Genomic DNA, 14,812 nt, shown 5'->3' with positions numbered 1-14,812 from the left:
GTCTGACATCATTACTAACCTCCTATCTTTGTCTTTTAAGTTTTCCCTGAATCACGCTAAACATGTAGGCCTTTTAATTGAGTATATATTTTGGTCCTCGTAATCTTGACTACAATTGTACCTCCTTGGATACACTGTAAATAATAAAAATTGTATACTATACATTGACAAATTTCTCTTCACTCGTTAAGATATTGTAATATAATACTTTTTATATCATTGTAAAAATGACAAAATCCCAAACAAAATCTCAATTAGAATATACTGAACTTGATTTTCTGAATTAACTTTTGGGAAGAGACTGTGCATCAATCTCTCTGCAGGGAAGGCTAGCCTGGACTGAAACTAGCCTGGGAGATGCTTAGGAGGACACCCCAAGAACAGAAAAGACAGCGTTTGGTCTCGTTATGGACTGCAAAGTGGGCGGAATTTTTTGAGTCCGTCAATAAGGGTGGCACCACGGGAGCTCTCGTCCCTTGCTTAATAGCAAGGGAGGGGGCTTTTTTTATTTGTATCATCCTGAGGGAAGAGTGACTAAAGGATCTATAGAACGATCTATCGAAGGATAGAAGAATCTGTTGAGAGATATTAGTTTATTTTAGAAAGGAGTATGAAATATGGCCATTCAGCGTCCGAAAGGAACTCAAGATTTGCTGCCAGGAGTTGTGGAACAATGGCAAGGTCTTGAAGAGCAAATACGCAAGATTTGTAAGGAATATGGATACCAAGAGATTCGCACTCCCATGTTTGAAGCCACTGAGCTCTTTCAACGGGGGGTTGGGGAAACTACAGATATTGTCAATAAGGAAATGTATACCTTCCTCGACAAAGGAGATCGGTCCATTACCCTGCGGCCAGAAGGGACAGCTTCCGTCTGTCGGGCTTATGTAGAGAATAAACTCTATGGAGGACCCCAACCGGTAAAGCTCTACTATATCGGTCCCATGTTTCGCTATGAACGGCCTCAATCGGGTCGCTTCCGGCAGTTTCATCAGTTTGGAGTAGAAGTATTGGGAGCAGACAAGCCCATGGTGGATGCGGAAGTCATCACCTTGGTGTGGGATCTATATAGCCGCTTAGGCTTAAAGGGTCTAGAAGTTCATGTGAATTCTGTCGGGTGCCCAACCTGCCGCCCGGAGCATAAGCAGAAGCTCCAAGAATTTCTTGAACCGCACAAAGAACAACTTTGTAAAGATTGTCAGTCGCGCTTTGAGAAGAATCCCTTGAGGATTTTAGATTGCAAGAATTCTTCCTGCCAGGAAATTACCCAGGGAGCCCCAACCACTTTGGATGTCCTGTGTGAAGACTGTGCGGGGCACTTTGCGGAACTGAAAAGGTTGCTAACGGCGGCCGAGGTTGTGTACAAGGTGAATCCTCGTCTCGTAAGAGGTCTAGATTATTATCGGAAGACGGCTTTTGAGGTTTTGGTAGAGGATATTGGCGCTCAAAGTGCAATCTGCGGCGGTGGCCGCTATGATGGGCTAGTTCAAGAGGTTGGCGGACCTCAAACACCCGGAATAGGTTTCGCCATGGGGATGGAACGAGTTCTTGCTGCTCTGAAGCTCTCGCAAGAACATCAAGATGAAGACAAAAAAGAATTTTTAATGCTTGTGGCTCTGGGCGAAAAGGCTCAAAGTGAAGGCTTTGCCATCATCAGTCGTTTGCGTAAGAAAGGCCTGCCTGTAAGCATCGACCTTCTAGGTCGGAGTCTCAAAGCTCAGCTGAAGGCTGCGGACCGAGTGCAAGCGAAGTATGCGGGTATTCTTGGGGAAGAGGAACTCAGTAAAGGAATCATCATTTTGCGCAATCTCAGATTAGGAGAGCAGGAAGAACTCACCCTCAAAGAATTTGAAGAGCAAGTGTTGAAGCAATATAAGGAGGATGGCAACCAATGACCTTATTATCTGATCGAACAGAAGCAGGAAGCTTAAGACGAACCCATGCAGGAGAGGTAATTCATCTTTTAGGCTGGGTACAACGCCGTCGTGACCATGGGGGAGTCATCTTTGTGGACCTCCGGGATCGTTCAGGCTTTGTCCAAGTTGTATTCAATCCCGATATGCCTGAATTTGCTGCGGCGGAACGTATACGTTCAGAATATGTAGTATCCATCCAAGGCAAAGTTCGCTTGCGTCCTGAGGGTTCAGCAAACCCCAATCTAGAGACAGGAGAAATCGAGGTTGTCGCAGAATCTCTGGATATACTAAATGGAGCGAAAACTCCTCCTTTCTATATTCAGGATGATGTCGATGTAGACGAAATGGTCCGTCTCAAGTATCGCTACTTAGACTTACGACGTCCGGAAATGCAAAAGGTGTTCAAAATCCGCCATCAGGTGACCCAAATTATGCGAAATTTCTTCGATTGCCAAGGCTTCTACGAAATCGAGACGCCGGTGTTGATAAAATCTTCCCCAGAAGGAGCTAGAGATTATCTGGTTCCCAGCCGGGTTCACCCGGGGGAATTCTATGCCTTGCCTCAATCTCCCCAGATTTTCAAGCAGCTTCTCATGGTCTCGGGGATGGAGAAGTACTTCCAAATCGCTCGTTGCTTCCGCGATGAAGATTTACGGGCGGACCGTCAACCGGAATTCACTCAGCTGGACGTAGAAATGTCCTTTGTCGAAGTAGAAGACATCCTACCCATGATGGAAGAACTCATGGTTCGCATTTTTAAAGAAACGACAGGTCGAGAAGTGCCCCGTCCTTTCCCACGGATAACGTATAAAGAAGCTATGGAACTGTATGGCTCCGATAAACCCGATATCCGTTTTGGTATGGAAATGGTGGACGTGGCCGAGTGTGTTAAGGATTCTAACTTTAAGGTCTTTACAGACACCTTGGCCAAAGGCGGACGAGTAAAGGGTCTCTGCGCTAAAGGCTGTGCAGGCATGCCACGTCGGGAACTGGATGGCTTAGTGCAATACGTGAGCATCTATGGCGCCAAGGGACTGGCCTATATCGTCTTAGGAGAGGAGGGTATCAAATCCCCCATCGCTAAATTCTTTACAGAAGAACAACTCAATGACCTAATCGCAAAGCTAAAAGGAGAGACAGGGGACATCCTCTTCTTTGTGGCCGATCAAGAGAACGTGGTTGCCGATGCCCTGGGTCACCTGAGATTGGAATTAGGAAAACGTTTGGGTCTCATAGCAGAAGACGCCTTGAATTTCCTCTGGGTTACAGAATTCCCCCTTCTCGAGTGGGATGAAGAGGATAAGCGCTTTGTGGCTATCCATCACCCCTTTACTGCGCCCATGGCAGAGGATATTGCTCTCTTAAAGACTGAGCCCGGTAAGGCTAGAGCTAAGGCCTATGATATGGTCTTAAACGGGATCGAATTGGGTGGAGGAAGCATCCGGATTCATCAAAGAGATGTCCAAGAGCAGATGTTCGATCTCTTAGGACTGACCCCTGAAGAAGCCAAAGCTAAATTCGGTTACTTGTTAGACGCCTTCGAATATGGAACACCACCCCATGGCGGAATTGCCTTTGGCTTAGATCGGTTGACCATGCTCTTAACCGGTAAGGATAATATCCGTGATGTCATCGCTTTCCCTAAGACCCAAAGTGCATCTGACCTCATGATCCAGGCTCCATCCTCAGTGGATGACAAGCAATTAAAAGAATTGCATATTAAGACGGATATTCTCCCGAGTAAAGCAAAATAATAAGGCATCAGATTTAGTAATGAACTCCATCTAAATTATTAATAGAAAAATCTTTGACATGGGAAATGATTCTTATTATAATAGAATTATTGGTACCCCCTATGGGTATTTAGGAGGGGAACGTGTAGTGCAGGTAAAGTCGGATAATGCGCCCAAAGAAGACGTTTTGCGACGGTTGAAGAAAATTGAAGGACAGGTCAAGGGACTCCAACGAATGGTGGATCAGGATAAATATTGTGTAGATATTTTAATCCAAATCGCAGCTGTGCGTGCGGCCATCAATAAAGTTGGGGTGTTAATTGTCGAAAGTCATTCACGGGAATGTCTGATGAGAGCCGTGGAAGAAAATCGTCAGGATGAATCGGTCGAAGAGCTCGTTTCTGTCTTAGCGAAATTCATGAAGTAGTCCATTAAATTCTATACAACCCCTGTGTAATCCAACAAATTTCGAGGAGGGACATTTTATGGCAGGCGAAAATGTAAAAACCTTTACAGCAGAAAATTGGAGTTCAGATGTTTTGGGATCAAAAGAACCCGTCTTAGTTGACTTCTGGGCTGCTTGGTGTGGTCCCTGTCGCATGGTTGCCCCAGTCATTGAAGAATTAGCCAATGAATATTTAGGAAAAGTTACAGTTGGCAAGGTGAATGTGGATGAGCAACCGGCAGTTTCGGGACAATATAAGGTCATGAGCATCCCAACCTTAGCGATTTTCAAAAACGGAGAGCTTGTTGAACAATCCGTAGGCTTCCGTGGTAAAGCCGATTTGGTAAAAATGCTGGAAAAGCACGCTTAATAAGTAGCACTATACAGCACCACACAGCGTCACACTAAGTAAAGATCAAGGGAGAGCCGTTAACTACTAAGTAGTTTTACGGCTCTCCCTATTGATTTTATTTCCCTCGATTACCTATATCTTTGCCGATTCCTGAAGGAGTGAAGAAGGCTTCTCCTTGGATTCCTTCAGGTAGATAAGACTGTTCTACCCAATGGCCAGGGTAGGCGTGGGGGTAAAGATAGTCTTTACCATGTCCCAACTTTTTTGCACCAGGATAATGAGCATCGCGGAGATGTTCTGGAACCGGGGCGGTAGGATGGGTGCGTACATAGTTTAAGGCAGAATCGATGGCTGTGTAGGCGCTATTGCTTTTCGGTGCAGTGGTTAGGGCTAATACGGCTTGGGCGATGGGAATTCTAGCTTCAGGGAGCCCCAACCATTCCAAGGCGTTAGCTGCAGCTTGAGCCTGCAGCATGACCATGGGGTCTGCTAATCCCACGTCCTCAGAGGCTTGTATGAGAATGCGGCGGACAATAAAGCGAGGGTCCTCTCCAGATTCCAGAAGAACGGCTAACCAATAGAGGGCAGCATCCGGATCGGAGCCACGCATGCTCTTGATAAAAGCAGAGATAATATCATAGTGATTATCTCCATCCTTATCGAAGCGCATGGCGCGTTGTTGAATGGATTCTTCTGCTACTCCCAGAGAAATATGACGTATTCCTTGTTCAGGGGGGGTGGTCAGCACGGCAAGCTCTAGAGCATTCAAGGCTCGGCGTAGATCTCCATTTGCATAATTTAGCCAATGCTCCCAGGCCTCCGGTGCAATATCGACAGTATAGTCTCCCAGTCCGCGCTCTTTATCCTCTAAGGCTTGTTTTAAACCCGAGCGTATCTCCTCTTCAGTCAGTGTTTGCAGACGAAATAAGGTCGAGCGACTTAAAAGTGCGGAGTTCAATTCGAAAAAAGGATTTTCTGTTGTGGCCCCGATAAAGGTAATCGTTCCGTTTTCCACGGCTGGGAGTAGAGCATCTTGTTGCCCCTTGTTAAAACGGTGGACCTCATCACAAAATACCAGCGTCTTTTTGCCGTAAAGATGAAGCTGCTCTGTGGCCGCTTGAATGATTTCGCGAATGTCCTTGACTCCGGAGGATACCGCATTGATGCGCACAAAGCTGGCAGCTGTGGTGTTGGCAATGACTTGAGCCAGCGAGGTCTTCCCTGTTCCGGGAGGTCCGTAAAGAATAAGAGAGGTGACCCGGTCGGCTTCGATAGCTCGGCGCAGGAGTTTGCCCGGTCCTATAATCTCGGATTGCCCGATATATTCATCAAGGGAACGAGGGCGCATTCGCTCAGCTAGAGGTGCCACTTGATGGGGGTTGAAGGAAACAGAAAATAGATCCATGAGGAAACAATTCCTTTCTGAAACGAAAATCAATAGGTTTGTATATTAGGTTTATTAATGAGCCACGGGAATTTTTGTGGCTAGATGAACTAATCTTAGTATACTTAGATTTTTAAATGAATCAAAGTAGATTTCTAATCCAAAGAGCGCTAGGATCTAAAAATTCATGAAAGATGCTAATCACTCAGAAATTGTGAGCAAAGATTGTTTGATAATTTATTCCTATGAACACGATGATAAATCGAAATAACCAGAGATAAAAGAGATTAAATTAGAAAAAATCCTCAGCAAAATGGTCGGGTTTATATTGACAAATCCCGAGTGTTTTTATAAGATATAGATGAAAAGAATAAGTGACAATAGTTGAGCTTAGCGGACTATAAGAACCGCTGAAAAGGAGTTGGGGATTTGAAGCTTTCTACAAAAGGCCGCTATGGCCTCACGGCCATGGTTGATCTAGCTTTAAATTCAGGAGAAGGTCCGATTTCTCTAAAAAGTATCGCTGATCGACAGGGACTATCTGAACACTATCTCGAACAACTAATATCAGGGCTTAGAAAAGCTGGGTTGGTGAAGAGTATTCGAGGAGCACAGGGTGGATATGTCTTAGGTAAGAAGACAGAGAAAATTAGAATTGGCGATATCATTAGGGTTTTAGAGGGGCCTATTGCAGCGGTAGAGTGCGAGTCTGGTGGAGATTCAGAGTGCTGTCAGAAGTCAGACTACTGTGTGACTCGAACCCTTCGGGAGAAGGTTCGTGACCCAATCGAGGATGTCTTGGATTCCATCACCTTAGCTGATCTAGTGAAGGATCCTCAAACAATGAGCTCTATTGCCAATCCTGATTGAGATCCATTTTAACATACCTTTCATCAGAGTAAATCAATAAAACAAGTTTACTTAGGAGGAACAACAATGCGGAGAGTATATCTTGACCATAGCGCAACAACTCCGGTCGATCCTGAAGTTGCCAAGCTGATGATGATCTATTACACTGAACAATACGGAAACCCTTCCAGTGTTCATAGCTTTGGACGGGAAACTAAAGCTGCCTTAGAAAACGCACGTGATTCTGTAGCCAAGCTCCTCGGTGCTGAACCGTCTGAGATCACCTTCACTAGCGGTGGTACGGAAGCAGACAACCTTGCGATCCTCGGTGCAGCTGAGGCACAAAGTAAAAAAGGAAAACACATCATTACTTCAGCTGTAGAACATCACGCAGTCTTAGAAGCCTGTGAATTTTTAGCAAAGAATGGGTATGAACTCACCGTCGTTCCTGTAGACGAAGAAGGATTAATCTCGGTTGCGGAAGTTGAAAAGGCTATCCGTCCCGATACAATATTGATTTCAATAATGCATGCCAATAATGAAGTGGGAACCATTCAACCGATTGCCGAGATCGGTAAGCTCGCTCGAGAAAAGGGCATTATCTTCCATGTGGATGCTGTCCAATCCTTTGGTAAGATTCCGATTAATGTGAAGTCAATGAATGTTGACCTTATGACCGTATCCAGTCACAAAATCTATGGACCCAAAGGGGTAGGAGCTCTCTTTATTCGCAGAGGAGTAAGGGTTGTACCTCGAATCTATGGAGGCGGACAGGAAAAGAAACGACGTTCGGGTACGGAGAATACTCCCGGAATCATTGGGTTTGGAAAAGCCTGTGATCTGGCTGCCGAGCGGATGGAAGCCGAAGGAATACGACAAGGCCAGCTACGGGATAAGCTTCTTGCAGGTATTATGGAAAAGATTGATCATGTTAAATTGAATGGACCCCGTGGGGAGAACCGTCTTCCCGGTAATTTGAATGTGAGTATTCAATTCGTGGAAGGAGAAGCACTGCTTCTCAGTCTTGATATGATGGGCATTGCCGTTTCGAGTGGCTCGGCCTGTACCTCAGGATCTCTGGATCCTTCCCATGTTTTATTGGCGATGGGATTAACTCACGAAATTGCTCATGGATCCTTACGTTTTTCCTTTGGACATCAGAACACGGAAGAAGATGTGGATTATGTCCTCGAGCAGTTACCTAAGATTGTCGATCGTTTACGGATGATGTCCCCCCTTTATGATAAAGTCAAACATGGGCAATGTAGTCACGCGCAAGCGCAATAATAAGGAGTGAAGAGATATGTATTCTGAAAAAGTAATGGATCATTTTACGAATCCACGTAATGTAGGCGAAATAGAAAATGCTGACGGTGTCGGTGAAGTGGGTAATGCTAAATGTGGCGACATTATGCGTATTTATTTAGATGTCGAAGGCGATATTATTAAAGACGTGAAATTTAAGACCTTTGGCTGCGGGGCAGCGGTAGCCACCAGTAGTATGGTGACCGAAATGGTAAAAGGTAAAACCATTGAAGAAGCTCTGCAAATCACTAACGCAGCTGTTGCTGAAGCCCTTGATGGACTTCCTCCGGCGAAGATGCACTGCTCGAACTTAGCTGCTGATGCGCTACATGAAGCCATTAAAGATTATCACGAGAAACATCAAAAGGCATAAGGATGAAGATGAAATGACACTTACCGAAAAGAAGAAGGTAGTGGTGGGCATGAGCGGCGGTGTGGATAGTTCCATGGCCGCCGCTTTGCTTAAGGAAAAGGGCTATGATGTCATCGGGATAACCCTGCAAACCATGCCCTCGGGAGGCCCGGACGATGTGGGAGGCTGCTGCTCCATTACAGCCATAGATGATGCCCGTCGGGTAGCCCATCAATTGGGAATACCTCATTATGTCTTAAACTTTCGCGCAATTTTTGAGGAAAATGTCATCGATTACTTTACAAATTCTTACCTAAGCGGGGAAACACCGAATCCTTGCACCATGTGCAATCGGGTTGTCCGTTGGGGGGAGTTTTTAAGAAAGGCCCGAAGTTTGGGAGCTGATTATTTGGCTACAGGGCATTATGCTAAAGTTCTTCAAGATCCCCAGAGTGGACGCTATCTTTTGAGCCGACCTGAGGACACCTGGAAGGACCAAACCTATATGCTCTATAACATGACCCAGGATCAGCTGAAAGGAACTTTGTTCCCATTGGCTGAGTATAAGAAAGAGCATATTCGTGAGATGGCTGCAGAGAGAGGATTGATCCGTGTCTCACGGAAGCCGGACAGTCAGGAGATATGCTTTATTCCCGATGATGATTATATATCCTTCATTCGTGAACGGTCTCCAGATAAGATTAGATCCGGTAATTTTGTTGACAGTCAAGGGAAGGTGCTGGGACTCCATCAAGGCTTGGTCAACTATACAGTAGGTCAACGCAAAGGACTGGGAGTAACCTTTGGCAAGCCAATGTTCGTCATTGGTTTTAATGTAGAGCGTAATGAAGTGGTTTTAGGTGAAGATCAAGAAGTTTATGCGACTTCTCTTTTGGCTACGGATATGAATTGGATAGCCATTTCTGAGCTTCAAGATTCACTGGATGTACAGGCTAAAATCCGCTACAAAGCCCCTCTTGCACCTGCGAAAATCATGACCGTCCAGAATCCTGAGTCAATACCCGGAGCAATCGGTTCTGTGGTCCGGGTAGAGTTTGCAACCCCACAACGTGCAATTACTCCCGGACAAGCCGTGGTCTTTTATCAAGACGACCTCGTCATTGGTGGTGGAAAGATTATCTCAGACCCCCGGAGTGAATAAAGGGACCTAGTGAAAGGACTTGTATTTCCCAGAAAAAAATTTGCATGAATACTATAAAAAACGGGCATAGTAGCATAGAACCATGAAGTTTCGAAGGGAGGGGAAAAATGCGTAGAACACGAGAAATCGTTGGTTTACCTGTTTTATGTTCAAAAAGCGGAGACCAGATTGGCTGGGTAAAAGATGTGGTTTTCGATGAAAGCAGCAGGAAAATTAGCGGCATTCTCTTGGAAAACGCTCATATTTTCCACTCTGAAAGAGGCATCCCGCGTGAAATTGTTGCTACTGTAGGGAAAGATGCCTTAACGGTAAGTGACCATGTGGTTCAAAGGATACACGGGGTTAAATGGTCACAAAAGGTTGGGAATCAAGTTTTTACCCAAGGCGGGGAAGCAAAGGGCACGATTGAGGATGTCTTTCTTGATGATTCAGCTGAAAATATTGTTGGTTTCGAAGTTTCTGATGGCCTTTTTTCCGATTTATTAGAAGGCCGTGGCACGATACTACAGGCTAACGTTATGGTAGACGGGAAAGATGTCTTAATCGTTGAAGACCAGGTATCCCCCTGGGACCAAGGAAAAGAAGGGGGTTCACTATCATGAATTGTCCGGTTTGTAGTGGTCGTGCTATCGGCAAGGTAGGAGTAGGCCAGTTTTATTGTTGGGATTGCTGTGTAGAATTCACCAGCGCCATGGATAAAGTGGTCGTGTATGACTTAGCCGAAGACGGCTCCTTAGTTGCTTGGCAAGACCAAGCAATGAATGAAGTTGTGAGCGAGGCTGCCATGGAGTAAAAGAAAATAAGGAGGGATATACCTTGAAGTCAGGACAAGTCATTGGAGGAATCGTGGCAGGTAGCATTCTGGGTATGACCGTTAGTTACATGATGCGTCCGAAAAACAGAACGCTGTCTATGATGCGTAAGGGTATGAAAAGGATGAAACTCTAAAGTCTCTCCAAAGCAAGTAAAAGACATCCTTAATCAGTAAGAGCGTGAGAAAGCTAAGTGCTTTTCTTGCGCTCTTACTTTTAGACGCACCACGGATAAACGGAAGATCTCTTTTCTGGGCAGTCATCTCTTTCTAGGTATAAATCAATTCTGTATGGGGTATTACAATGCTAAAGAGGGGTGGAGGAGACTATGAAGAAGGAAAAATGGCGTTGGATTTTTTTGGTGAGTATAGTCGTCGTGAGCTTCCTATTCATCCTTTCCGTTCGTACTATTCTCAGCCCTTTTATCCTAGCCTTTATTTTGGCTTATCTATTAGAACCTGTGGTAGAGTCTTTAGTCAAACGAGGGGCCGGACGCAAATCAGCAATCGCCATTGTCTTCGTAGGAATTCTGGGCTCGATAGGTTTGCTGGTTTTTTTTATTATCCCTATGCTTTACATCGAGCTTTCCAAGCTCACTCTGGTGCTTCCTAGTACCCTTCAGACCCTTGAACAGCTCATTCAAGATTTTCGTACTAATTTCCGAGCTACCGGATTGCCGAATCAAGTGGTCAGTGCCTTAGATGAACATTTAGGGGAAGGAGAATCATTTCTGGTCAATTGGCTTGAGGAATTTTTAGATAATCTACCCAAGCTCTTGGCTTCGATGAGCTTTCTCGTCTTATCCCCTGTGATCGCAATTTATTTATTGGCTGACTGGAAGCGTCTTCAGGTGGGTTTTTTGCGGATTGTTCCCCAACGTAAACGAGTTGCTTGGCAAAGAGTGATTCAAGACATAAGCCATGTCGTGCGTAGCTTTATCCGAGGCAATCTCACGGTGGCCATAATTGTCGGGATACTTAGTGGGGTCGGAGTAAAACTGATGGGTATGGACTATGCTCTACTGATTGGTGTCATATGTGGCGTATTTGATTTAATTCCTTACTTTGGTCCCCTGATTGGGGCTGTCCCGGCGGTACTGCTAGGACTTATTGAATCTCCTTTTATGGCGATTAAAGTAGCTATTGTAATCCTCATTGTCCAGCAACTAGAAGGCAGTATTATCTCGCCCAAGCTGATGGGGGATAGTGTGGGATTGCACCCGTTGTGGATCATTTTTGCCCTACTCGCCGGAGGGGAAATTGCCGGCTTTTGGGGAATGCTCTTTTCAGTTCCCATCGCTGCAATTATACGGGTGCTGATTCGTCATATTTATTTTTGGTTAGTTTCTCCGGAAATCAAAAGAGAAAGTTGACAAGCTCCTGACAATTCCGATATACTTGAGATTAATTTCAGAGTTTTAATACGGATTAAAACTGATGACGGAACGAGTAATACCACATTCCTTTGCAGAGAAGCTTCGCTGGGTGAAAAGAAGCTAAGGAGTTTTGTATGAAGGCTATTCCCGAGGGCAAGCAAGAACCTTGACGAGGCACGCGTTAAGTGCGATGACAGTAAACTGTCGCAAAGCGACTCATTCTGAACAGAGGCTGCCGGCGAGGAGTTGAGATTAGGTATATTGAGTAAACCTTAGATCAGACCTCTGGCTTTTGACCTCCAACGTCCGGATGAGTAAGCAGGGTGGTACCACGGTAATATGCCCGTCCCTGATTTCAGGGGCGGGTTTATCTATTTTGAGGGAGGAAATAACGTGTATACAGGTAATCAGCTAAGAGAAATGTTCCTGAAATTCTTTGAATCCAAAGGTCATCGCATCCTGCCGAGTGCATCTTTGATTCCCAAGGATGACCCAACCTTGCTTCTTACAGTAGCTGGGATGGTTCCCTTCAAACCGTACTTTATGCGCAAAGTCGAACCTCCCTTTCCAAGAGCCACCACATCACAAAAATGTGTACGTACTCCGGATTTAGAGGTTGTGGGAAAAACAGCTCGTCATCATACCTTCTTTGAAATGCTTGGGAATTTTTCCTTCGGCGATTATTTTAAATCAGATGCAATTCCCTGGGCTTGGGAATTTGTAACGGAAGTCCTCAAGCTACCGGTTGAACAGCTGTGGATTACCGTCCATCCCGAGGACGAAGAAGCTAAGGCTCTTTGGATTGAAAAAACCTCAGTATCTCCCGATCGAATTGCCTATGACCCGGAAAACTTATGGGCCGCCGGACCGGTTGGTCCTTGTGGCTATTGCTCAGAGATATATGTAGATCTTGGGGAATCCCGTGGCTGCGGCAAACTCGATTGTGCCATAGGCTGTGATTGCGATCGCTTTCTGGAAATCTGGAATCTGGTATTTATGCAGTACAACCGGGATGAATCAGGCATGCTCACCCCCCTACCCAAGCAAAATATTGATACAGGAATGGGTTTAGAGCGAATTGCCTCCGTTATGCAAGGAGCTGCCTCTAACTTCGATACAGACTTATTCCTACCCATCATCAATAAGGTGTCCGAGCTTTCGGGAGTACCATATCATAGCAATGACAAGAGCGACGTAGCCATGAAAGTGGTTGCCGATCATACACGAGCCGTTTCCTTTATGCTGTCCGATGGTATCCGCCCGGGCAGTGAAGGTCGTGGCTATGTGTTGCGCCGAATTTTACGTCGTGCCATCCGTTATGCTCGTCTACTTGGTATCGACAAACCTTTCTTAGAGCAAATCTTTGTGATTATCCAAAGAGACTACAGCCATCATTATCCAGAGCTTAAGGAAAATGAAAACTTCATCCTTAACCACCTGCGCTTAGAGGAGAAGAATTTTCAGGCCACCTTGGAGCAGGGTACGCTAATTCTTCAAGAAAAAGTTAAGTCTCTTCAGGAAGCAGGAGTAACAGCGCTTAGCGGCGCGGATGCCTTCTCGCTGTATGAAACCTATGGCTTCCCCGTAGAACTGACTGAAGAAATGCTCCTCGAGCAAGATATGAGTGTGGATATGGAAGGCTTTAACCTTGCGGCTGAAGAGCATCGCCGTCTGGCTAAGGAGCAATCTCAACAGATGAGAGCGGTTCAAGAAAGTGCTGCTATTTCCGAAAAAGCAAAAGCTTTAGGTACAACACCTTTCCGTGGATACCAGGAACTCACTATAAAAACCAAGATTGAAGCGTTGTTTCAAGCTGGGGAAGAGGTAAAAGATGCTGCTGAAGGAGACGAAGTTTTGGTCTTCCTCGCCGAATCCCCCTTCTACGCGGAAAGTGGCGGTCAGACTTCAGATCGAGGGATGATTCGGACTCAGCGCGCTGAGGCCAAGCTCACCGAAGTGAAAAAGGGTGTCACGGGGACCCTCTATCATCATTTCATCGTTACTCAAGGAGTATTGAATCTTGGAGATGAAGTAGAAGCACTCGTCGACGAGAAAGCTCGCCAAGCGACTGCCCGCCATCACAGCGCCACTCACTTGCTCCAATCCGCTCTCCGTACTGTGTTAGGAGAACACGTCCAACAGGCTGGATCCTTCGTAACACCGGAGCGCTTGCGTTTTGACTTTACCCACTTCTCTTCCTTGACACCCATGGAATTGACTAGGGTGGAGGATTTGCTCAATGAAGCTGTCCTAGCTAATCTGCCTGTTGCTGTAGTGGAGATGAGCTTGGATGCCGCCAAAGCCGATGGGGCTACGGCACTCTTTGGCGAAAAATATGGAGATACCGTGCGAGTGGTCTCCATGGGAGATTTCTCTAAAGAGCTATGCGGAGGAACTCATATCCACGCGTCGGGAGATATTGGCCTGGTTAAGATTGTCTCTGAAGGCGGCATCGGTGCCGGCTTAAGACGGATTGAAGCAGTAGCCGGAGTAGAAGCGCTCAACACCATGCGCTCCTTCAATGATCAACTACTGGAGATTGCTCAACTTCTCAAAGCCCAACCGGCCGATCTGAGTAAACGCATCCAAGGCATGTTAGCTCAAATAAAGGATTTGGAGAAGGAAGTCCAGCAGCTCAATGCCAAGGTGGCCAAATCTGAAGTGGAGTCCCTTTTGCAACAAGTGAAAGAGGTTGAAGGGGTCCCGGTTCTGGCAACTAAAGTATCTGCTCAAGATATGGATGCACTCCGCAATACGGCTGACCTTTTAAAGGATAAGATGAAGTCGGGAGTTCTCGTCCTGGGGGCAGCTTCCGAAGGAAAGGTCAACTGGGTAACTGTTGTAACACCGACAGGTTTAAGCGGGCTGCATGCGGGGCAGATTATTAAGGAAGTGGCCAAAATTACCGGCGGCGGTGGCGGTGGTCGTCCTGATATGGCGCAAGCCGGAGGAAAAGATCCCGCTAAGCTCGGCGAGGCCCTCGATCAGGTCCCGGCTATCCTGAAAAGTTTTTTGTCATCTAAAGGATAAGCTTCTGAGTGCCTAAGAGAGACTAAGTAGCCGCCTTCGCGGTGCTTCGCGCCAGCAAAGTTTTCTTTGCAAAAATAAAGGGAAATCGCTCGGTATG

The 14,812-nt window shown here is 46.0% G+C and carries 14 protein-coding genes; 13 read left to right on the top strand and 1 reads right to left on the bottom strand.

Annotation, left to right across the window (positions count from 1 at the left end; genetic code table 11):
• The first annotated feature begins 617 nt into the window (after window positions 1–617).
• The 4 genes from hisS to trxA all read left to right on the top strand — a co-directional run bounded on the left by hisS (window position 618) and on the right by trxA (window position 4,464).
• On the top strand, window positions 618–1,895 hold the full coding sequence (gene hisS / locus DESDI_RS12060; protein WP_015262893.1) for a histidine--tRNA ligase: 1,278 nt from the start codon (window positions 618–620) through the stop codon (window positions 1,893–1,895).
• Window positions 1,892–3,670 (top strand): aspartate--tRNA ligase, encoded by a 1,779-nt coding sequence (gene aspS, locus DESDI_RS12055; RefSeq protein WP_015262892.1) that lies wholly within the window; start codon window positions 1,892–1,894, stop codon window positions 3,668–3,670. The genes hisS and aspS overlap by 4 nt, the downstream gene beginning before the upstream one ends.
• A gap of 127 nt (window positions 3,671–3,797) precedes the next feature.
• Entirely contained in the window at window positions 3,798–4,076 is a 279-nt protein-coding gene (locus DESDI_RS12050) for a metal-sensitive transcriptional regulator (protein WP_041219942.1), read from the top strand.
• Window positions 4,077–4,134: 58 nt separating this feature from the next.
• The gene (trxA, locus tag DESDI_RS12045) at window positions 4,135–4,464 is read left to right on the top strand and encodes a thioredoxin (RefSeq protein ID WP_015262890.1); all 330 of its coding nucleotides are present in this window, start codon (window positions 4,135–4,137) and stop codon (window positions 4,462–4,464) included.
• Window positions 4,465–4,561: 97 nt separating this feature from the next.
• On the opposite strand, the gene DESDI_RS12040 is transcribed toward trxA, so the two are convergent.
• Entirely contained in the window at window positions 4,562–5,851 is a 1,290-nt protein-coding gene (locus DESDI_RS12040) for a replication-associated recombination protein A (RefSeq protein ID WP_015262889.1), read from the bottom strand.
• A gap of 408 nt (window positions 5,852–6,259) precedes the next feature.
• Here DESDI_RS12040 and DESDI_RS12035 point away from each other — a divergent pair, with 408 nt between their 5' ends.
• The 9 genes from DESDI_RS12035 to alaS all read left to right on the top strand — a co-directional run bounded on the left by DESDI_RS12035 (window position 6,260) and on the right by alaS (window position 14,715).
• Window positions 6,260–6,700: an RrF2 family transcriptional regulator gene (locus tag DESDI_RS12035; RefSeq protein ID WP_015262888.1), complete on the top strand. Its 441-nt coding sequence runs from the start codon at window positions 6,260–6,262 to the stop codon at window positions 6,698–6,700.
• Between the two features lie 66 nt (window positions 6,701–6,766).
• Complete coding sequence (nifS, locus tag DESDI_RS12030; protein WP_015262887.1) at window positions 6,767–7,966, top strand: cysteine desulfurase NifS; 1,200 nt, start codon at window positions 6,767–6,769, stop codon at window positions 7,964–7,966.
• Between the two features lie 16 nt (window positions 7,967–7,982).
• Window positions 7,983–8,357, top strand: a complete 375-nt coding sequence (gene nifU, locus DESDI_RS12025; protein WP_015262886.1) for a Fe-S cluster assembly scaffold protein NifU — start codon at window positions 7,983–7,985, stop codon at window positions 8,355–8,357.
• Between the two features lie 13 nt (window positions 8,358–8,370).
• Window positions 8,371–9,498 carry a tRNA 2-thiouridine(34) synthase MnmA gene (gene mnmA / locus DESDI_RS12020; RefSeq protein WP_015262885.1) on the top strand — a complete coding sequence of 376 codons (1,128 nt, stop codon included), beginning with the start codon at window positions 8,371–8,373 and terminating at the stop codon, window positions 9,496–9,498.
• Between the two features lie 107 nt (window positions 9,499–9,605).
• A complete protein-coding gene (locus DESDI_RS12015; RefSeq protein ID WP_015262884.1) occupies window positions 9,606–10,100 on the top strand; it encodes a PRC-barrel domain-containing protein in 495 nt (164 codons plus the stop codon).
• Window positions 10,097–10,291: a hypothetical protein gene (locus DESDI_RS12010; protein WP_015262883.1), complete on the top strand. Its 195-nt coding sequence runs from the start codon at window positions 10,097–10,099 to the stop codon at window positions 10,289–10,291. Before DESDI_RS12015 ends, DESDI_RS12010 begins: the two co-directional genes overlap by 4 nt.
• Before the next feature lie 23 nt (window positions 10,292–10,314).
• Window positions 10,315–10,446: a hypothetical protein gene (locus DESDI_RS18430; protein WP_015262882.1), complete on the top strand. Its 132-nt coding sequence runs from the start codon at window positions 10,315–10,317 to the stop codon at window positions 10,444–10,446.
• Between the two features lie 192 nt (window positions 10,447–10,638).
• Window positions 10,639–11,682, top strand: coding sequence for an AI-2E family transporter (locus DESDI_RS12005; RefSeq protein WP_015262881.1), 1,044 nt, complete (start codon window positions 10,639–10,641; stop codon window positions 11,680–11,682).
• Window positions 11,683–12,078: 396 nt separating this feature from the next.
• Window positions 12,079–14,715 (top strand): alanine--tRNA ligase, encoded by a 2,637-nt coding sequence (gene alaS / locus DESDI_RS12000; protein WP_041219453.1) that lies wholly within the window; start codon window positions 12,079–12,081, stop codon window positions 14,713–14,715.
• Window positions 14,716–14,812 lie beyond the last annotated feature (97 nt).

Source organism: Desulfitobacterium dichloroeliminans LMG P-21439 (assembly GCF_000243135.2).
GTDB lineage: Bacteria > Bacillota > Desulfitobacteriia > Desulfitobacteriales > Desulfitobacteriaceae > Desulfitobacterium > Desulfitobacterium dichloroeliminans.
Note: the sequence above shows the minus strand (reverse complement) of the source record. Positions and strands in the feature narration are given on the sequence as shown.